Annotated in this window: 14 protein-coding genes and 1 other RNA gene; 9 read left to right on the top strand and 6 right to left on the bottom strand. The window is 42.1% G+C overall.

What is annotated here, in order from left to right:
- Positions 1 to 20: 20 nt before the first annotated feature.
- The 3 genes from ACQKCG_RS05320 to ffs all read right to left on the bottom strand — a co-directional run bounded on the left by ACQKCG_RS05320 (position 21) and on the right by ffs (position 3,968).
- On the bottom strand, positions 21 to 2,993 hold the full coding sequence (locus ACQKCG_RS05320; protein WP_227522905.1) for a M48 family metalloprotease: 2,973 nt from the start codon (positions 2,991 to 2,993) through the stop codon (positions 21 to 23).
- 13 nt (positions 2,994 to 3,006) lie between these two features.
- On the bottom strand, positions 3,007 to 3,603 hold the full coding sequence (locus ACQKCG_RS05315; RefSeq protein ID WP_101204994.1) for a LemA family protein: 597 nt from the start codon (positions 3,601 to 3,603) through the stop codon (positions 3,007 to 3,009).
- A 268-nt stretch (positions 3,604 to 3,871) separates the two neighbouring features.
- Positions 3,872 to 3,968, bottom strand: an RNA gene (gene ffs, locus ACQKCG_RS05310) — signal recognition particle sRNA small type.
- A gap of 308 nt (positions 3,969 to 4,276) precedes the next feature.
- On the opposite strand from ffs, the gene ACQKCG_RS05305 reads away from it, so the two are divergent.
- Complete coding sequence (locus tag ACQKCG_RS05305; protein WP_101204993.1) at positions 4,277 to 4,993, top strand: SIMPL domain-containing protein; 717 nt, start codon at positions 4,277 to 4,279, stop codon at positions 4,991 to 4,993.
- Between the two features lie 123 nt (positions 4,994 to 5,116).
- Here the strand turns inward: ACQKCG_RS05305 and ACQKCG_RS05300 are convergent, their stop codons facing one another.
- Together ACQKCG_RS05300 and glnA are read right to left on the bottom strand one after the other, a co-directional pair.
- Entirely contained in the window at positions 5,117 to 5,869 is a 753-nt protein-coding gene (locus ACQKCG_RS05300) for a DUF4124 domain-containing protein (protein WP_101204992.1), read from the bottom strand.
- A 221-nt stretch (positions 5,870 to 6,090) separates the two neighbouring features.
- Positions 6,091 to 7,500, bottom strand: a complete 1,410-nt coding sequence (gene glnA / locus ACQKCG_RS05295; RefSeq protein WP_057760355.1) for a type I glutamate--ammonia ligase — start codon at positions 7,498 to 7,500, stop codon at positions 6,091 to 6,093.
- Between the two features lie 828 nt (positions 7,501 to 8,328).
- On the opposite strand from glnA, the gene ACQKCG_RS05290 reads away from it, so the two are divergent.
- The 5 genes from ACQKCG_RS05290 to ACQKCG_RS05270 all read left to right on the top strand — a co-directional run bounded on the left by ACQKCG_RS05290 (position 8,329) and on the right by ACQKCG_RS05270 (position 12,891).
- Positions 8,329 to 8,952 carry an anthranilate synthase component II gene (locus ACQKCG_RS05290; protein WP_101204991.1) on the top strand — a complete coding sequence of 208 codons (624 nt, stop codon included), beginning with the start codon at positions 8,329 to 8,331 and terminating at the stop codon, positions 8,950 to 8,952.
- Between the two features lie 98 nt (positions 8,953 to 9,050).
- On the top strand, positions 9,051 to 10,172 hold the full coding sequence (gene trpD / locus ACQKCG_RS05285) for an anthranilate phosphoribosyltransferase (protein ID WP_101204990.1): 1,122 nt from the start codon (positions 9,051 to 9,053) through the stop codon (positions 10,170 to 10,172).
- 170 nt (positions 10,173 to 10,342) lie between these two features.
- The gene (gene trpC / locus ACQKCG_RS05280) at positions 10,343 to 11,212 is read left to right on the top strand and encodes an indole-3-glycerol phosphate synthase TrpC (protein WP_101204989.1); all 870 of its coding nucleotides are present in this window, start codon (positions 10,343 to 10,345) and stop codon (positions 11,210 to 11,212) included.
- Between the two features lie 107 nt (positions 11,213 to 11,319).
- The gene (locus ACQKCG_RS05275; protein WP_101204988.1) at positions 11,320 to 12,051 is read left to right on the top strand and encodes a Smr/MutS family protein; all 732 of its coding nucleotides are present in this window, start codon (positions 11,320 to 11,322) and stop codon (positions 12,049 to 12,051) included.
- 207 nt (positions 12,052 to 12,258) lie between these two features.
- Entirely contained in the window at positions 12,259 to 12,891 is a 633-nt protein-coding gene (locus ACQKCG_RS05270) for a DNA-3-methyladenine glycosylase family protein (protein WP_101204987.1), read from the top strand.
- A 61-nt stretch (positions 12,892 to 12,952) separates the two neighbouring features.
- Here ACQKCG_RS05270 and ACQKCG_RS05265 read toward each other — a convergent pair whose 3' ends face one another.
- Positions 12,953 to 14,878: a mechanosensitive ion channel family protein gene (locus ACQKCG_RS05265; RefSeq protein ID WP_404944615.1), complete on the bottom strand. Its 1,926-nt coding sequence runs from the start codon at positions 14,876 to 14,878 to the stop codon at positions 12,953 to 12,955.
- A gap of 497 nt (positions 14,879 to 15,375) precedes the next feature.
- On the opposite strand from ACQKCG_RS05265, the gene ACQKCG_RS05260 reads away from it, so the two are divergent.
- From ACQKCG_RS05260 to metF, 3 genes are all read left to right on the top strand, one after another.
- A complete protein-coding gene (locus tag ACQKCG_RS05260; protein WP_101204985.1) occupies positions 15,376 to 17,268 on the top strand; it encodes a TonB-dependent receptor plug domain-containing protein in 1,893 nt (630 codons plus the stop codon).
- A 348-nt stretch (positions 17,269 to 17,616) separates the two neighbouring features.
- Positions 17,617 to 19,041 (top strand): adenosylhomocysteinase, encoded by a 1,425-nt coding sequence (gene ahcY, locus ACQKCG_RS05255; RefSeq protein ID WP_101204984.1) that lies wholly within the window; start codon positions 17,617 to 17,619, stop codon positions 19,039 to 19,041.
- On the top strand, positions 19,025 to 19,903 hold the full coding sequence (gene metF / locus ACQKCG_RS05250) for a methylenetetrahydrofolate reductase [NAD(P)H] (RefSeq protein WP_166739256.1): 879 nt from the start codon (positions 19,025 to 19,027) through the stop codon (positions 19,901 to 19,903). Before ahcY ends, metF begins: the two co-directional genes overlap by 17 nt.
- Positions 19,904 to 20,152 lie beyond the last annotated feature (249 nt).

Below are 20,152 nucleotides of genomic sequence, written 5' to 3'. Positions count from 1 at the left end.
AGTACTAAATACCATACCCATCAAAACAGCTGTCGAATACCGAGCCAACGCTCTGATATTGACAACAAACAATCGTATTCATCTTGGCTGATTATCGTATCGTGTAACATCACCGTATGCAACGTACTTAGCCATTGTCGATACTCATTATGAGTCGGCTGGCTCATCTCTCTTTCATTATAATCTATTTGGCTACCGTCCTGTTGCTTCTCTCGATAATTATCAGCATTCTGAGCACCTACCACGCGCTTGAGAGTGTGATTGGCAGAGACAGTAACCGCAGAAATAATCGCCAATAACTGAATGCTATTCAAGTGCTGTGCGGTCAATAATAACCACTGCAAATTGACATCGCTTACTGTCACAAGATCAATATCAATCAAGCGCGCATGCCGTCTCAAATCTACAATATAATGCGCCACACTGTCAGTACCCTCACTCAATAACGATCGATCATACATTGAGATCATCTGGCCTTTGGCATCTTTTGATAGTCGATAAGCCAATAAGACAACAACTGATACTTCTGATTTACTAAGTCCTGTAAACACCTGACTTGAAGGATCTAGTTGCGCCCTTACGTCTTCCATACCAGTCTTCAGTATTTGCGGCCATAGAGACTGCGCGTCTGTATCTTGTAAAACTTTAGACAATATCGGTAGTAACTGCTGCAAATATAGCGCTTGCCATAATGATAATATTGGCGATTTTTGATTTGCTAAAGCTAATGGGTTATTCAGAGCCATAGCATTGGAGTTATCACTAGATATATTTTGATCTGACGAATCAGAAGCTAAGCTTTTGGTTAAGTCAGATGTCAGCTGTTGGTTAAATAACTCAAATATGCCCTGCTGATAACGCAACAACATCGTACGGCATTTCTCTTGTTTTTTATAGTACTGATGACTGTCGTGACTATGATCGTCTTTACTTTTGAGCTTCAGATCTTCGATACATAGTTCAGATAAATTCTTTTGATGCAATTGATTTAAGGCGAGCTCAATCAAAGCGCTGTCTAAACGCCTGTCCAAACTGGCTACTACTGTCACCAGCTTAGTATCTATCTTATGTGGCAATACTTGCTCATAGGAAGTCGAGTCAGTCGCAACAAAGAGCCCGTCATTCCAAATATCATTCAAACTATACATGACAGTCGTTGATAATGGTTGATGCTGATGACAAAGCAAGACAGCTTCGACTAATGCTAGCGCACCTAAAGGATGATGACTATGATTGAGTATATACTGAGGTAGTGATACCTTTTTAATATCATTAAATCCAATTAATGTGTTTTCTGGTAGGTCAGCGTCAGGTTTGGACTGCCACGGTTTTAATAGCTGGTGAACGCCAACGTCTTTGGCCTGTACTTGAAGCCTCCCATCGACCACGACATCAGCTTCTACGGCAAACTCTAAACCGTCATCAATCTCTGATTCGCCATTATCTTTATTACGATTTTCGCTTATAGACTCAGCAAGAACTTTTCCATCACTTATCTGTTTAGTGTCACCTGTATTAATCGTTGCAGCTGTTTGAGATCCAAGTAACGACGACTGCTGCAAGTTTTTGTCTGGTAAATCTTCACTTAGGCTATTTTCTTTTGTTGCTCCCCAATCACCTAAGCGTCGTTGCCTATATATTTCTTTGACCTTTTGCTGATTTATTCGCTTTTCTTTGGCGACTTGTACCGCGAATTGATGATAAGCATCCGCATTAATAGCGCTCATACGCTCAGTCAAGCTTGGATGGGTGGCAAACCACGATACATCACCCAAGTCTGCACCACTACTAGCAAAGAAAAAATGGCTGAGTCCATTGATATCGGCGATACCAGACAAACGCGAGCCGAGCGAGTCTTGATGAATGGCTTTTAAGGTTTCGATAATCGCAGGTGTACGTGTCAATTGAACACTGGTGGCATCAGCAAGTAGCTCACGCTCACGATTAAAACTGTGCTTAATCAACTGCGCGCTTGCCATACTAGAGAAGCTTAAACCATGCAGTAGCAATGTCCAGACACTACGCGGGGCTTGACGATCTATTATAGGTGGCGTTTGCACCCATTTAGACTGACGCTTGGCTGAGGACTGCTGTTGTTGTGATTGCTGCTGCCAGTAGGCGACCCATTCACTGTGCGTGGTAAAATTCGCTGTTTGCGCTTCTGTGTTACGTGCCAATTTATCAACCTGTCTCTGTGATAAAGATTTTTGGGAGAGGCTATCGCTATCAAAGTGACTATAATTAGAGAGACGATTAGAGATATGATTGGAGATTGGGTCACTCCAGTCATACAGTATCTGCAAGCCTGCCAATACCACCATCAGCTGTAGATTGAACGTAGCATCGCCGTGCAATATATGACCATATTCATGACCAATGAGTCCGTATAGCGCCTCATCAGACAGTTTATCTAACGCACCTTGAGTAACGACGAGTACCATATCTGAGCTATGGCGACCAGCGACGAAACCGTTGATACCCTGCTCGTCAGGTAGCACGTACAAAATAGGGGTTTGCAAACCTGCCGCAATGGCCAGTTGTTGAGCGATTTCATAGTAGCGACGATAAACGGGCGGAAAATCGCGCTCGTCACGTACTGCTATATGACGTGAACTATAGCGAACCTTTTCTTCAGCTTCGTGTTGATGAGCGACTCCTTGACTGTGCTCCCATGCTTCTTGGCTGTTATCAATGAATAGCCTAACCGCCCCTACTCGCTGAGCAATAGCGCGGCCACCTGCTCGCAGGCGTCGATACTCTAAAAAACTACCACCAACGAAACTGCCTAACGTCAAGACAATGACCAGAACCAATACCCAGTAGTATATACCGCCTGTAAATACTGTCAGCAGTATAGACATGACAGCCAGTCCCACTGCCATATGAGCAAGTACAATCAGGAAAAACAGTCCATAAAGTAATAGACTGCGCCGCGTACGTATCCGCTGTTCACCAAAAAAATCCATCAGATTAGGCTGCCTAGAGTTCGCCAAAATTATCTAAACCTTAGCCCATATTGACAATCGGTGCCTGAGCAATCGCTTCTCTGTCTTCGAATACCAACGGACTGAGTGGACGAAAGCCAAACGTCGTACTAACGAGGTTATTAGGAAAGACTTCGCGATCATTATTATAAAACATCACGCTGTCATTATAATGTTGACGCGCAAACCCGATGCGATTTTCCGTATTGGTTAGTTCGTCCATGAGCTCTTTGATCATACTATCGGCTTTTAGCTCTGGGTAGGCTTCGACGACAGCAGAGAACTGACTCAACGCTTTAGACAACATACCTTCTGCTTTTGCAAACAGTGCCATATGCTCTAGCGAGTCTGGCTGATGCTTATTAGAGTCTTGTAGATCTTGAGCATGATTACGCGCGCTAATGACGCGAGTGAGTGTTTCTTCTTCATGACTCAAATAACGCTTGGCAGTTTCGACCAAGTTTGGAATCAGATCATGACGACGCTTTAGTTGCACATCTATTTGAGCAAAGCCGTTCTTTGCTTGGTTACGTGCGCGTACCAATCTATTAAAAATGGATACCCCAAATACGACCACCAACACCAAAAATGCAATGAATAGCCAAACAAACATCTTCATAATCAAACTCCAAGGTGTCTAGAATGTTAATAAAAAGTTAATACATTGTATTTTAACTCATATTAATCAATAAAACCTTAGAACTAGATAAGAACTACAAAGGAAATCGAACAGGAAATTAAATTGGAAACTCCATAAGCAAATAGATAACGATCAGACGAAATTTTGACCAAAAAAAAGCCCTTTACAATGAAGGGCTTCATACATCACAAATAGGTTTTTTGTACTTTATTGATATAATTATCAAATTTTAGGCAAAAAAAAGCGACTCCAAAAGCACATCCTCGGCACACACTATAACTATTACCGTTGCTACCTTCCGGTCCTGGCGGGATTCATAGAACAATGTTGCGAGGCTACCAATGGAGCCACCAGTCGCAAATTATACAAGAAATTTTTAATTTTACAACCCCTATCTTAAAACTGTTTGCTTTAGACCCTAAATAGTACTGTCATTTAGTTCATTAGCTTATGTCAGCAATATATGAGCATAAATTATATCAGCAACTTAGGTCACAAAATTCTCACAGCAACTTATATGAATTTTGCTATTTTAGTGAATGAAGTTGTACCCATGTCGATTTCTAGAGAACAATAGGGACAACTTTTCATGTATAAATGAGCATTGATAATTGTCATTTATATATTATTAGAATCAACTTAGGAGATAATAATGAAAAATACTTTATTGAATAAAGCAGCACTAGCTTCTGGTACGGTTTGTCTCATGACAGCGATGATGGGTAGCGCCCATGCAGAGCCAACAGGCTATGATCAACTGACGTTTCAGACAGAAATAAAAGAAGAGATTCAGAACGACGAAGTACGCGCCAGCTTGTACAAAAAAGCACAAGCAACTGACTCTAAGACCCTAGCCACAATGCTCAATACGTCAGTCAACAATGCCATGAAAATCGCTAAGCGCTACCCTAGCGTGACCGTGAGCACAGGGCAACAGCGCACCTATCCACGCTACGACAAAAACGATAAAATCATCGGCTGGACAGGTCAAGCAAACATAGACTTAAAAAGTACAGACTTTTCAGCAACTAGCCAACTAATTGCCGATTTGCAAGAAACCTTAGTGATGGACAATCTTAACTTTGGTGTATCAGATACCAAAAAAGATGCGCTAGAGCAAAAGCTAATGACCGAAGCCTCTCGCGCTTTTCAGCAGCAAGCTAAGAGCCTTACCCGCGCTTGGGATGCTCGTGGCTACCGCGTCGTCAATGTTAACCTAAACACAGGTAGCAACTATCCACGTCCAATGTATAGCGCTATGAGCATGAAATCAGGAATGGCAGACGAGTCAGTACCAAGCCAAAGCTTTGAGTCTGGTAATAGCACTATTTCTGTGACTGCTAACGGTACCATCGAGTTAACTAAATAAGACAGCTTATAGTTAAAATAAAATAAGTGATTTACATTAAAAAAGGCAAGCATCGTTAACGGTGCTTGCCTTTTTATTTTGCTAGCGATATCTATTCATTACATTCAATCATTATTGAGACCATTATTGTGACTGAGCAACTTCCTGTTGGCGCAGCTTTAGCATCAATTTTTGATACCAAGCTAGCTTTTGATAAGCCAACAGCTGCTCTGCCTTTCTTTTGTTGTCTTGCAATGTGGTCGTGTTTTGAATCACGTATACGGTACGTGTGATTTGCTCAAGTGTTTGGCCAGTTTCGCTTTGTATAACAGCCTTGATTGTATGAGCACCTGGCAAAACATCAACAGTAGCAATAGATGCGCTTAAACCTTGTGCAACCTCTTTGTCATCAAAATAAATACGGGCACTATCCCCTACCTGTAACGCAGGCCGAATCTGTACATTAACATCGATATTCTGTACCGGACGACGATAAGCTCTTTCTTCGCTAGGTTCAGCAATCGTTAATTGATAGCTTACTGGTGCTTTCACTGTCGCAGTCGTCGTAGCAGTGGCAGGTGCATTTAGTGTTTGTGTCGCCGCAACTGGTTGAGTGATGACATCAGAACCATTTGTTGCACTGCTACTCGCTGTATTAGCAACTCCTGAGCTATTCGTCTCATTACCTGTTGTGATGGCTATTTGACTGATTTGTTTGCCAGTTTGCTGCTCATAACTCTGCGGACGATCGGTAAAGGTCACTTGACCGGTTTGCTCGTCAATAACTTTATAGATAGGTGCAGCATGTGTAAGCGGCATACAAAGACTGGTAGCAATGGTCAGAAGTCCTACCTTTACACTGCTTTTCAAAAAAGAAGGTTTTGATAATAATGCCATAGTCAGTCAGCCTAATTGATGTCTATTACTAAAAATTGAGTATCTATCATTATGCGATACTTTTGCAGTGAAATCAGTAGTCCTCGATATGAATTCAGTAGTAATGTTAAAGAAAAACGCTTCATAACGATTTTACCTCTATAAAAAGACATAAAAAAACCAGCTAAGAATAACTTAGCTGGTTTTTATGACTCAAAATAAATGAGTGTTTTAGCGACTAATTAGCAGCTGTAGTACATGTCAAATTCGACAGGGTGTACAGTTACGTTCAAACGTTGTACTTCTTCTTCTTTCAAAGCAATAAACGCTTCTAGCATGTCTTCAGTGAAGACATCACCTTTTAATAAGAAGTCATGATCGTCACGCAGTGCTTGTAGTGCAACGTCTAAGCTCTCTGCAACCGTTGGGATTTGTGCTTCTTCTTCTGGTGGCAAGTCATACAAGTTTTTGTCCGCAGCTTCGCCTGGATGCATTTTGTTTTGGATACCGTCAAGGCCGGCCATCAACAATGCAGCAAACGCTAGGTATGGGTTAGCCGTTGGATCAGGGAAACGTGCTTCTACACGTACCGCTTTCGGACTGCTTACGTGTGGAATACGGATAGATGCTGAACGGTTAGATGCTGAATAAGCAAGTTTGATAGGCGCTTCATAATGTGGTACTAGGCGCTTATAGCTGTTCGTTGATGGGTTAGTAATCGCGTTCAACGCACGAGCATGCTTGATAATACCGCCAATGAAATACAATGCTGTTTCAGACAGACCAGCATACTCATCACCAGAGAATGTGTTTACACCGTCTTTTGAGATTGACATATGTACGTGCATACCTGAACCGTTATCACCAACGATTGGCTTAGGCATAAAGGTCGCTGTTTTGCCAAACTGATGCGCAACGTTATGAACAACATATTTCAATTGCTGAACTTCATCCGCTTTACGTACCATCGTGTTGAATGCAACACCGATTTCAGACTGGCAAGAAGCCACTTCATGGTGATGAACTTCAACCGAACCTTCACCAACGATTTCTTCTATGCGTTCACACATAACAGCACGCATGTCATGTGAGCTATCGATCGGTGGTACTGGGAAATAGCCGCCTTTCACACGTGGGCGATGCGCCATGTTGCCCCACTCGTAAGTCTCGTTAGTCGACCATGCTGCTTCTTCAGCCGTGATCTTATGACTAACGCCAGACATATCGACTGACCATTTAACATCGTCAAATACAAAGAATTCAGGCTCTGGACCGAAATAAGCAGTATCACCGATACCAGTAGACTTTAAATACTCTTCAGCGCGACGTGCGATAGAACGTGGGTCACGGTCATAACCTTGTAGCGTTGATGGCTCGATGATATCGCAAGTCACTACCACAGTCACCGCGTCAAAGAACGGGTCAACAAAAGCAGTTTCTGGATCAGGACGCAAGATCATATCTGACGCTTCGATACCTTTCCAACCAGCGATTGATGAGCCATCAAACATTTTGCCGTCTTCCATGACATCTTCATCAACGGTATGCGCTGGGAAGCTGATGTGCTGCTCTTTGCCGCGTGTATCAGTAAAGCGAAAATCAACCCATTTAGCATTAGAGGATTGGATAAGATCTAATAGTTTATTCGACATGAATAGTCTCCGTTGTGTTGATCACGTAATTGCGATTTAAAATTATTAATATGATGTTCTTGTCCAAGAATGTCAGATGTGCTCTCAATACTAAAACAGCGCATTCGATATTATGCTTATTATCAGCACTATTTTGCGTATTAGTCAAGATGCTCATCTAAAGCGTTTACTTAATCAGACCAATATTTGTGCACATGGTCTAACATACGCCAATTCAATCCTAACGACATTCTAGCAATATACAACTCATAATGCTGAACTCTTCGGGCTCTTGTTAATAATTATTTTTAGACCAATTTCTTGGCTTTAAAAATAATTATAACAGCAATAATGCAAAGGCTATGCCAATGTATTGCCACTCTGATAACAGATATAGTTATAGATAGATTTAATTATCAATATTTACAGTGATTTATACGATTAATATCGTTATATATTCATTAATTCCCATCAAATTAATTTTTAGAATAGCACTTAATTAGAGCACCAGTTGAGAACCAAAGGCACTTAATTGGTGCAAATACAAATATATTTATTATTGAAATGCTATTTTATAGTGCAATGTTAATAGCTGAATGTATAACATTGTCTCTGACTACATTATTTTATGCGTCAAAAAAATAATAAAAAATATGTTTTTACTTGGTGCTTACTTAGATAGCCCGTACCCTACATTTGATAGAAAACAAAATAGTGGTAAGATAACCGCGCGCAATAACCTCCTCTGTTATAGTCAGAGCTGCTTGTGTTCGGCAATCAAGTGACTCGATAACAGTGAGAACAAATTTCATGTTAAAAATATAATAAAACTGATAAGTTGAAGCCTTAATGATTTTGATGATCGATAATTACGATAGCTTTACGTACAATATCGTACAGTACTTCGGTGAGCTAAAGCAGGACATCACTGTCTGGCGTAATGATCAGGTCAGCATTGAGCAGATTAAAACCCTTGCACCTGATGTGATTGTGATTGGCCCAGGTCCGTGCGATCCTGACCGTGCAGGTATTTCGCTGCAAGCCATTGAGACATTTAAAGGAATTATTCCTATACTGGGTATTTGCTTGGGTCATCAAGCTATCGGTCAAGCCTTTGGCGGTCAAGTGGTCAAAGCTGGCGAAGTCATGCATGGCCGCTTATCCGCTATCTATCACAACGAGCAAGGTGTATTTGCTAGATTACCCAACCCGTCACAGGTTACGCGCTATCATTCACTCGTCATTGATAAGACAAGCTTGCCAGACTGCCTTGAACTCACCGCATGGACACAGAATGCTGATGGTAGTATTGAGGAAATCATGGGTATTCGCCATAAGGAGCTGGCTGTAGAAGGCGTCCAGTTCCATCCTGAGTCGATATTGAGCGAAGCAGGTTATCAATTGCTCAATAACTTTTTACAGACTCATGGCTTGTCTACTCTAACATCCGATGAGCTACCACAAGTTGGCTAGATTTGACTAAAAGCACGTCGGTAAAAAATACCGCTTTCATAAACCCATGCCAAATTTCACACAGATGCATATAAAAAATAATAGTAAGTGAGACTACAATGAGTACGACAAAAATAGAAGAAACGCATACGCCAGAGAGTATTGCAGAATTGTCTGATGAGCAAACACATCAACTGTTAACCACAGCTTTGGGTAGAATATTTCAACACATCGATTTAACCTTTGATGAGATGTATCAAGTGATGCTCATCATCATGCAAGGTAGATGTAGCGACGCTATGATGGGCGCTATCTTGACGGGATTACGTATGAAGGGCGAATCCATCGACGAGATTACTGCATCTGCCAGTGCCATGCGTGCACTAGCCGCCAATATTGAACCAAAGAACTGTGATTACTTGGTAGATATCGTTGGTACTGGCGGTGATGGTGCTAATCTGTTCAATGTCTCGACTGCATCGGCATTGGTTGTTGCGGCAGCTGGTGCACAAGTTGCTAAGCACGGCAATCGCGGCGTCTCAACCAAATCTGGTAGCTCAGACTTACTTGAGCAAGCAGGTATCAGTCTTGCGCTCACGCCAGAGCAAGCAAAAGACTGTATCGAAAACCAAGGTATCGGGTTTTTATTTGCACCCAATCATCACAGCGCCATGAGTTATGCCAACCCTGTACGCCGTGAATTAAAAGCACGTACCATCTTTAATATTTTGGGCCCATTGACCAACCCTGCTGGCACGCCAAACTTAGTCATCGGTGTGTTTACCGCGCAGTTATGTGAGCCGATTGCTAAGGTGATGAAAAACTTAGGCGCACGTCATGTCATGGTAGTAGGCGCAAAAGATGGTCTTGATGAAATCAGTCTTGCGACTTCGACCACAGTCGCTGAGCTAAAAGATGGCGAGATATCAGTCTATGACATGATGCCAGAAGATGCGGGTATCGAGTCACAAACTCTTATTGGCCTCGATGTCGACTCTCCAGCACAAAGCCTTGAGTTGATTCGTGCTGCGCTATCTGGAGCCGACACTCATGACCGTGCCGTACTTAAAGCACGTGACATGATTGCGCTAAATGCAGGTGCCGCGATATATACTGCAGGACTTGCCAGCAACTACCCTAACGGTGTTAGCCGAGCACAAAAAATCATTCAAAATGGCGATGCTTTACTCAAACTTGAGTCTTTGGCCAACTATACCCAGCAGCTAGTCGCTCAAGGTTAACTTATAAGCACTCATCTACTGTCTATAGTCAAAGAAATCTAAAACGGATACAAGGCAGCCAACCATAGATTGTACAAATCGTACATCTAGGAAGGGAAACGCCGTAGCCGCTTAGTAGTTATTAATAGTTTTCTGACTATATTTACATTTAACGATATTCGGATACCAGTATGACCACAACCCATTCAGACATACCGTCAGTGCTACAGCGCATTGTCGCCACCAAAGTAGAAGAAGTAAAAGCCGCTCGCGAAGCATTGTCTCTAGAGGACTTGAAAGCACAGGTCGCAGCTGATGATAAACCGCGTCGAGGTTTTGCCGCGGCATTACGTGCTGCTGGCACTAAAGAAAATGGTATCGGTATCATTGCTGAGATTAAAAAAGCCTCGCCGTCTAAAGGCATTATCAATCATAACTTTACCCCTGCTCTATTTGCGCAGCAGTATGAGCAAGCGGGCGCTAGTTGTCTGTCTGTATTGACCGATCGTGATTACTTTCAGGGCGATGACATCTATCTTATTCAAGCAGCTAATACCTCAAGCTTACCGATATTACGTAAAGACTTTATGATTGATGTCTATCAAATCTATCAATCTTACCTAATGGGCGCTGACTGCATCCTCCTCATTATGGCTTGCCTAGATGATGCGCAAGTACAAGAGCTACATGCACTTAGTATTGAGCTTGGTATGGACGTATTAATAGAAGTGCATACCCAATCTGAGCTTGAGCGTGCGCTACAGTTGCCACGCTCAGAGCACAATATCTACGGTATCAATAACCGTGATTTAAATACCTTCGATGTGGACCTGCAAACCACGCTTGATCTTAAGAATATTTTAAACGACGCACTCGCTACTGATAGCGCTGAACAAAAACCACTTATCGTGACCGAGAGTGGTATTCATAGCAGTGATGATATTCGCCTTATGCTAAGTAATGATATTCAGCACTTTTTAATCGGTGAGCAATTTATGAAAACTGATCATCCTGGACAAGCGTTACAATCCTTACTTGCGGGCGTCGCAGCAGACGGGTAAAGTAACTCAATAATTTATGCTTAAATATATACTAATAGCTTGAACAATGTCTGCGCTATATACATAGTTCAATCAACCATTCATCAATCAACGATACGTTAACTTTTATGTCAAACTCTCTGTTTTCAAAAGAAATGCAAGACCAGCTCAAAGAACTTAAAGGCCAGCTGAGCAAGGGCCGTGATACCAATTCACCTGAAGGTGAGAATCAAAAGCCAACTGAGCCGGTATCGCTACCGACTCAAAAGCAAGTAAAAAAGACAGTCAAGCAGCTAGATAGTGAACATATCGATGACGATAAAGTTCTATTTATGCAAGCCATGCACGGTGTCAATCAGTTAGAAGACAAAAATGTTCGCTCACCTGCCAGCGCAACTAGAGCAGGCAAACCTGATGCAGCGACACTATCAAAACGTGCTGCGGCTCAAGGTAGTGAGGCCAGTGATTTAGGCGCAGGCTTGTCAGATATGCAAGCACTACTGAACCCTGTTGCTGCTGAAGCTTATTTGTCTTATAAGCAGCCAACACTGCAAAATAAAATCTTTGATCAGCTCAAAAAAGGCAAGCTGCGTTGGTATGATGCGGTGGATATCCATGGCTGTACGATAGAAGAAGCACGCGAAGCGATGACTCAACTGTTGAGCCAAGCCAAGCAAAACAACGAAACCATGGTAAAAATCGTCCATGGTAAAGGTAGTGAAGCGATCTTAAAAACTTGTATCAATGGCTGGTTACGTCAATTGCCAGAAGTATTAGCTTTTTGCTCTGCGCCACCAAAAGATGGTGGTAACGGTGCTGTACTAGTACTACTTAAAAAACCTAAAGCAGATGGCGAATAGGTCTATTGTTAGTGATACGGTACTATATAAAAAGGACTGCTTATTTGCAGTCCTTTTTTTATCAATCATTCATAGTTCAGACATGAACTATAACGATGTTTCCTTCAATGAACGCTCTCTTTAATGTACATTCCATTTAATGTGAGCTTCTCACCTTTTATTAATATATAGACTTGAGCACCTTCTAATTAGCAAAGCGAAATCACTATGAATATACAGACTATTGAAAACATTAACGAACTAGAACAGCAGATTGCTGCGCTGATTGCCATTGAACCAAGGTTTGCTCCTGTGCATAAACAGGTTGGCACACCTAATCTTAGGCATAATGCAGGTGGGTTTGAGCAGTTGATGAGAGCGATGGTTGGTCAGCAGTTATCAGTTGCCGCCGCTGCCAGCATTTGGAAACGGTTGGTTGATGCAGAATTGATCACTCCGCAAGCAATACGTGAAGCGACAGATGATACTTTGAAGACGCAAGGATTGTCTAAGCAAAAAACTCGTTATGTACGCTCCTTAGTGGATCATGATATAGACTTTTCAGCATTAGAAACTTTGCCAAATGAAGAAGTCATAACAACCTTGACAGCCGTGACAGGGATTGGACGTTGGACAGCTGAGATGTATTTATTATTTTCGCTAAAACGTGCAGACATACTTGCAGTCGATGATTTGGCCATTAAAGTTGCAGCCATGGAGTTGTTAGGCTTAGCAGAGCGCCCAACACCCAAGCAGCTAAAAGACTTAACTCAGCATTGGTCACCTTATCGTAGTGCTGCCAGTCTACTGCTTTGGTCGTACTACGGTTTATTACGTGATAAAACCGCAGTACCTTTATAACTAATTGAGCAAAAAACATAGCCAGTGTTATTCACTACCATTCGTGAGCAAAAAGTCTCTTTTAAGGCTGATTCCATATAGAAAAGCCAGATTTGTTTTTAGTGTGCTTAAACTTACTTTTTCTTAGCATATGACTTTTATGCTTTAGTGCCTTAAGCGCACCACTTCTGCTGACGGTCGCCATAGAGAATTTGTGGTGACTTGCAACATCATTTTTAGCCTTGTCACTATCTTTACGAATATCAACGCCATCGTCGTTGTAATCTTTCCTGTATACGCTTGTGTTTACTTCCTTGTTATCAGACACTTCATTATTAGCAGAGTTACTACTGTTGTCTGATTCATCTCCTTCTGCTGAGTCATCAGTGCTACTTCCCACATGATGTTCAAGCTCCGTTTGATTAACAATCAACTGCTGAGTCGGCAATGCATGTTCTACTTTATATTTCGCGACTTTCTTTAGTATATCGACAAACAAAGCGTTTTGTTTGTCATAGAACTCAATGATACCAATAGCATTCACATAAGCTTGCAACTGAATAACATAGCAATCTTGACGCAGCTCTAAAATATTGACCTGATTCCATTCTTGATTGGTCAAATCATGCTCTTTTATAAATTCATCCAAGTCATTAACCATTTTGAATATTACGTCAAGATCAGCGGTACGCTTAATATATAAGTAATGGAAAAAACGAAACATATCGCGAGAGGTAAAGTTTTCGATTTGCATCGATGAAAAATCACCGTTTGGTACCGTAACAATCGTCCGCGACAAGGTCCGTACACGCGATGAGCGAATACCAATATCAATAACTGTGCCTTCGTAAGTACCAAACTTACAATAGTCACCGATACGCACAGGTGAATCTGCGACGACGACGACACTACCAACTAAGTTTTCGATCGTCTTTTGCGCACCAAGGGCCAACGCCAAACCACCCACACCCAGTGCGGCAATACCAGTGGTCAAATCAAAACCCAAATTGCCAAAAATAACAATCACTGCAAATATCAGTAATAGCGCTTTGACGACCTTACGCAGCAGTCCCAAAATTGAGACACGCTCAGTATAGTTTTTCTTGTAGCTTAGATTTACCGCTCGAGTAAATATCGCATCGATCACTCGTAATAGTAGCCAAGTCAGCGCCAACCAAGAAGCAATATCCGTAAAGCGATTGACTGGCTCACGCAGGGTCACCGAAACCCCTGCATAAACCATAACCTCGGATAGTATCAATGCCATAATGACCACAGAAAGTGGCAATATTACCTTATTAGGTAACGGCAATGGCGTACCACGCAAATACGGATAAACAATCCTTAATAAGTGGTATAGCAACCATACCGCGACATAAGTAAGTACAAAGCTAGTCACAATCATGGTGAGCGCGGCAACCAAATCAGCTAGCTGATAGCCAAAAAGCTTTTTACCATCTAAAGAATCAACCGTGTAGCGCGATACTAAGGTCGGCTCAGTATTTTCTATCACTTCTGGTACTGAGGTCAACGTATCGCTAGAGAACTGCCAATATTGCTCATTCTGTTTTGAGACCACTCTTTCGAGTAGTAACGGAACACTTCGCTCTCCGATATTAATCACACCGACATTTTCTTGGCTAGGTGGCAGCTGGTCAGTTAGATTACCCTCAGGTGAGTTACTAATCTGTAGATCCGGCTGAAAACGCCCACCTGCATCTAGTGCCTGTTTAAACTGTCGCACAACGGTCGTTGGGTTATCGGACTTTGATAAGTTGAGATAATTACTTGCCAGCAAATAATCATTTTCACCCAGCGCACTGATAAACCCTTGTACCGTATGACGCGGCGTATCTCGGCCAAACGAATCAGGCAATGGCGTACTTACTGTCTCTCCACTACTGTCATTACCCACTCCAAGCGCACCAGCCTCGACAGCATAAGCATTATTTGGCAAGGCAATGCTCAACAGCATAGTCAATAATAACATTGCGACTATAATTGGCATTTTAGTAATAGCAGAGAATAAATTAGGCAAAGGACTGGGAGTCAGATTATGCTTGATAGACAAAACAAACCTCTTAGTTTAAAAATGGCATGATAAATGACAGGTGATGTCCATACTATAGTAACAATTATTTATAACAGCAGTACTTTTGATTACGCAATTTTGTAGCTAACTGTATTGGTATTTGATTTTTTACTCTATGTGCATTTCTAATAATAAGTATTTATTAAGACAGCTTTTTCTTATAAAACTAAGAAGATGCTCATAAAATATTTAGGTAAATTAATTTTTAATAGACTATTTAGCAAGCTAACCTGAATAACATTCAGCCTACCCTGAATAAAAATTAGGTTAAAGTAGTTTATAAAGCAAGTTAATTTGTAGATAATGAGCACAGTTTTGCTTATATACTGTTTTTTGTAACTTTTGACCCCTTTTACGTCATAATAGTTACCTCTCATTTCTGCATTTTTAACTTGATTACTTTGGAATCGACTATGTCTGTATCACGTGCATCTTCACGTACCTATCTTCGTTTAAGTATTTTGAGCGCGCTTGGCTTACTTGCAGTAAATACTGCAATGGCAGCCACTTCTGAAAACGCTTCCATCAACGATAGTAACCTACCACAAGTTGAGCTTGATGAAATTGTCGTGACAGCCACTCGCACACCTACTAAGACAAGTAATGTAATTGCGCAAACACGAGTAATTAATAAAGAAGAGTTACAACGTTATCAAGGTCAAACCGTTTTGGACGTACTCAAACGTCAGCCAGGCATTGCTTTTAAACAAAACGGTGGTCTTGGCGCTTCTTCAAACTTTTATATGCGCGGCTACGATAGCAAACAAGTCCTCGTATTGATTGATGGTATACGTTATAGCTCAGTCAGTGCTGGAGGCGCCGCGTTAAACTTGCTACCTGCTGATCAAATTGATCGAATTGAAGTTCTCTATGGTGCATCAGGTTCTAGCATCTATGGTGCGGATGCGATGGGTGGTGTGATTCAAGTATTCACTAAAGGCAGCAATATAGATCGAAGTAGCATGTCAGTTACCGCAGGTATCGGCTCAAACGATCATTACGTATATGGTGCGAGCGCACAACTTGCCAATACTAATGGTACTACATTAAGCCTTTCAGCCAGTCACAACGAAACAGATGGTATCAATGCGACCCGACCAGATCCCAGTAATCAAAACGACCCTTATAACAAAGACGCTGATGGTTTTGAGAGCGACAGTGTAAGCCTAGCAGTCAATCAGCGTTTTGGCGATACGTTACTGACAGGTGCTAGTATCTTGTATAGTAAATCCACTACTGAATATGACGACGGTATTTTTGAAGACGTTCATGCTGATCAAGAAAACGGCGCAGCGCAAGCTTATGTCGACTGGCAATATATGCCTGATGCCTCTGTTAAGCTCCAATATGGTCACTCTGTTGATAAAAGTGAGTCTTATGCTAAGTATCCGAATGTATTCGATGGTACTCAAGACCAGATTAGCTTAGTTGGTAAAAACAAGCTGCTAGCTGGTGAAGCTGTTTATGGTCTCGAATACCTCACTCAAGACTTAGACAGTACGGCTTACAGTATTGATGACCGTAATGTCAAAAGTGCCTTTGCTGGCTATGTCGTCGCCAATGACCGCTTTGATGCTCAAGCTAACCTACGCTACGATGATGACTCACGCTATGGTGATGAAACCACCTATAATTTGGGCGGTGCGATGCATCTTAGTCCTAATTTTCGTGTTGGTGCGAGCTATGCTAAAGGCTTCCGCGCACCTGTCTTTAATGATTTAAGCCCTGCATATGGTGGCGATCTTAACCTTAACCCTGAGACTAGCGACAACTATGAAGTATTTGCTCAGTACGATAGCACTCGGCACAGCACACGTCTGACAGGTTATCGCAGTGATGTGGATAATTTAATTGCTTACTCTAATTTCAAAGCAAAGAATATCAATAGCGCTAAGATTGAAGGCATATCATTAACCTCTGACTGGGAAATGAACGACTATCTGCTTGGCGGCAGCTATGACTACCAGAAGGCAGAAGACAGTAGTGGCGGAAGTGATGATGGCAACTCTCTTCCCTACCGTCCTGAACACAAGGGCTTGGTATATGTCGGATACCGTCTGCCAAGTTTAGATATACGCGCTGAATATCAGTATGTAGGGGACTATTACAGCAGAATTACCAATACTGACTCTCAATTTGTAGACAACTATGGATTGCTGAACATCAGTGGTAACTACAAACTTACTGATAATTTATCTATGACTGCACGTCTAAATAACATCACTAATGAAGAGTATATAACAGATATTGGCTATAATACTGACGGTATTAACTACTTTACCTCTCTAACCTACAACTGGTACTAATTTTGGCTGAGTAGTATCAAAAAACATTAAAACAAAAAAGGTCATCAGTCGATGGCCTTTTTTATGGCTATAGATTCCTGTTTGAGGTTTTGTTTGTCTAAGGCGTCAGCTATTTATCTCAGTCAATAGGTGACAATTAACCACTCATCTATTACAATAACGACCTCCGAGAGGTGTTGCGCCATAATAGTGATTTACTGCATTAACATTCTATAGTTATGCAATCAAAGGTTATGTTAGGCTCGGTTAACTGTCGAGAGTCCATATTTTTGGTCGCTCACAGCGCAAACAACGGCACCTGCGTTTTTATTCTTTTTATCATTCGTTAACCACTGATAGGAGCATATTATGGACGCAGTGTCTACTACACCATCTGCCCATACGATCGATCCCTCTTTCACTGACTACAAAGTCGCTGACATCAGCCTTGCTGATTACGGCCGCCGTGAAATTACCCTTGCTGAAGCCGAAATGCCTGCCCTAATGGGTTTGCGTCGTCGCTACGAAGCAGACCAGCCGCTTAAAGGCGCGAAAATCGCTGGCTGTATCCACATGACCATTCAGACAGCCGTACTTATCGAGACACTCGTCGCGCTTGGTGCTGAAGTACGCTGGACATCATGTAATATCTTCTCAACTCAAGACCATGCTGCTGCTGCAATTGCTGCTGCTGGTATCTCTGTTTATGCTTGGAAAGGCGAAACAGAAGAAGAGTATGAATGGTGCCTACGTCAGCAAGTCCATGTTGGCGGCGAAGCATCAGGCCAACTTTGGGATGCTAACTTAATCTTGGATGATGGCGGTGATTTGACTGCTTTGATTCACAATGATTATGCAGAGCTTCTTGATAACATCCACGGTATTTCAGAAGAGACCACCACTGGCGTTCATCGCTTGGTTGAGATGCTTGGTAAAGGTACGCTTAAAGTACCAGCCATCAACGTCAACGATGCAGTTACCAAGTCTAAAAACGACAACAAATACGGCTGCCGTCATAGCTTAAACGATGCTATCAAACGCGCTACCGATATGTTCCTTGCTGGTCGCCGCGCTTTAGTTATCGGTTATGGCGATGTAGGTAAAGGCTCTACACAAAGCTTACGTCAAGAAGGCATGATCGTACGTGTTTCAGAAGTTGACCCTATCTGTGCTATGCAGGCATGTATGGACGGTTTTGAAGTATTATCACCATACATCGACGGTGATAACACGGGCGGCGCAGCTAGCATCAACAAGCGCTTGCTTGAAGATACTGATATGATCGTCACCACAACTGGTAACTACCATGTTTGTGATAGACATATGTTAGCAGCCCTTAAACCTGGTGCTGTGGTATGTAACATCGGTCACTTTGATACCGAAATCGATACCCAATTTATGCGTGATAACTGGCGCTGGGTTGAGATTAAGCCACAAGTGCATCAAATCTTCCGCTCAGACGATGAAAACGATTATTTGATTTTGCTTGCTGAAGGTCGCCTAGTAAACCTAGGTAACGCAACTGGTCACCCATCACGCGTGATGGACGGCTCATTTGCCAACCAAGTATTGGCTCAAATGTATCTGTTCGAAGAAAAATTCGCTGACTTGCCAGCTGACCAACGTACTGACAACCTATACGTAAAAGTATTGCCTAAAAAGTTAGACGAAGAAGTAGCCGCTGCGATGGTTGCAGGCTTTAACGGTACGCTAACCAAGCTGACCCAAAAGCAAGCTGAGTATTTGGGTGTGCCAGTTGAAGGTCCATTCAAGCCTGATGCTTATAAATACTAAAAGGAGCCTGACTGTGAGTAAGCCTGCTTTCTCCTTTGAGTTCTTTCCTGCAAAGACCGAGCAAGGTCACGAAAAGCTTCTCAGCACTTATGATGAGCTTAATAAGTTGTCGCCAGCTTATTTTTCGGTAACTTATGGTGCGGGCGGTTCAACCCGTAGCCGCACCTTAGATATCGTACAGGCACTAAGTGCGCGTGGTACCACTGAAATCGCGCCGCACATGTCTTGTATTGGCGATGACAAAAGTGAAATCGCTGAATTGCTCGAGTATTATAAGACTTTAGGTATTAGACGCTTAGTAGCGCTACGCGGCGACTTGCCATCAGGTCAGGTGGGCATGGGTGAGCTACCATTTGCGGTAGATTTGGTAAAGTACATTCGTGAGCATTCAGGTGATCACTTCCATATCGAAGTGGCTTCCTACCCTGAGATGCACCCACAAGCGCGTAGCTTTGAGTTTGATATCGATAATCTGGTAAATAAATACCAAGCTGGTGCCAATGCGTCGATTACCCAGTTTTTCTACAACGCTGACAGCTATCTGTACTTGCGTGATAAGTTAGAGAAACGCGGTATTGATACAGTAGCTCAGCCTTTGGTCGCTGGTATCATGCCAATTACCAATTCAAGCAATCTCTTGCGTTTTGCTGATAGCTGTGGCGCTGATATTCCGCGCTATGTACGTAAACAGCTGACGGATTTTGGTGATGACCGTAAGGCTATTCGTGAGTTTGGCTTTGATGTGGTTTATCGCTTGTGTGAACGCTTGATTGCCGAGGGCGTACCTGCCATGCATTTTTATAGCATGAACAAAGTTGAGCCAAACAAACGCTTGGTAGAAGCATTGGGATTGACTGCTTAAACTTGTAAGCATTCTAGAATATCCTTTAATCATTCCTGAAGACATTATTAATGACTGGCGCTTTTAGGAGCGCCAGTTTTTTATTGTCAAAATTTTGACCAATAACCCTTTACCGTTTTATTCATACACTTTATCTTATTTGATTTTTAAAAATTTCTTCACTGTGTAATAATACTGCTCTAAAAATAATTTTCTTTATTAAGAAAAATTCTCATAAAACAAATGTCATTAATTGTCTCAAGTGATATT

This window comes from Psychrobacter sp. NPDC078929 (assembly GCF_050267985.1).
Taxonomy (GTDB): Bacteria; Pseudomonadota; Gammaproteobacteria; order Pseudomonadales; family Moraxellaceae; genus Psychrobacter.
This window is presented reverse-complemented; position numbering and strand designations above follow the sequence as displayed.

Excerpts from the sequence above, each read along its gene's own strand:
- ACQKCG_RS05290 (WP_101204991.1), top strand. The coding sequence starts at position 8,329 with ATGATTTTGATGATCGATAATTACGATAGCTTTACGTACAATATCGTA.
- trpD (WP_101204990.1), top strand. The coding sequence starts at position 9,051 with ATGAGTACGACAAAAATAGAAGAAACGCATACGCCAGAGAGTATTGCA.
- ACQKCG_RS05315 (WP_101204994.1), bottom strand. The coding sequence starts at position 3,603 with ATGAAGATGTTTGTTTGGCTATTCATTGCATTTTTGGTGTTGGTGGTC.
- ACQKCG_RS05265 (WP_404944615.1), bottom strand. The coding sequence starts at position 14,878 with ATGCCAATTATAGTCGCAATGTTATTATTGACTATGCTGTTGAGCATT.
- ACQKCG_RS05275 (WP_101204988.1), top strand. The coding sequence starts at position 11,320 with ATGTCAAACTCTCTGTTTTCAAAAGAAATGCAAGACCAGCTCAAAGAA.
- ahcY (WP_101204984.1), top strand. The coding sequence starts at position 17,617 with ATGGACGCAGTGTCTACTACACCATCTGCCCATACGATCGATCCCTCT.
- glnA (WP_057760355.1), bottom strand. The coding sequence starts at position 7,500 with ATGTCGAATAAACTATTAGATCTTATCCAATCCTCTAATGCTAAATGG.
- metF (WP_166739256.1), top strand. The coding sequence starts at position 19,025 with ATGCTTATAAATACTAAAAGGAGCCTGACTGTGAGTAAGCCTGCTTTC.
- ACQKCG_RS05300 (WP_101204992.1), bottom strand. The coding sequence starts at position 5,869 with ATGGCATTATTATCAAAACCTTCTTTTTTGAAAAGCAGTGTAAAGGTA.
- ACQKCG_RS05305 (WP_101204993.1), top strand. The coding sequence starts at position 4,277 with ATGAAAAATACTTTATTGAATAAAGCAGCACTAGCTTCTGGTACGGTT.
- trpC (WP_101204989.1), top strand. The coding sequence starts at position 10,343 with ATGACCACAACCCATTCAGACATACCGTCAGTGCTACAGCGCATTGTC.
- ACQKCG_RS05260 (WP_101204985.1), top strand. The coding sequence starts at position 15,376 with ATGTCTGTATCACGTGCATCTTCACGTACCTATCTTCGTTTAAGTATT.
- ACQKCG_RS05270 (WP_101204987.1), top strand. The coding sequence starts at position 12,259 with ATGAATATACAGACTATTGAAAACATTAACGAACTAGAACAGCAGATT.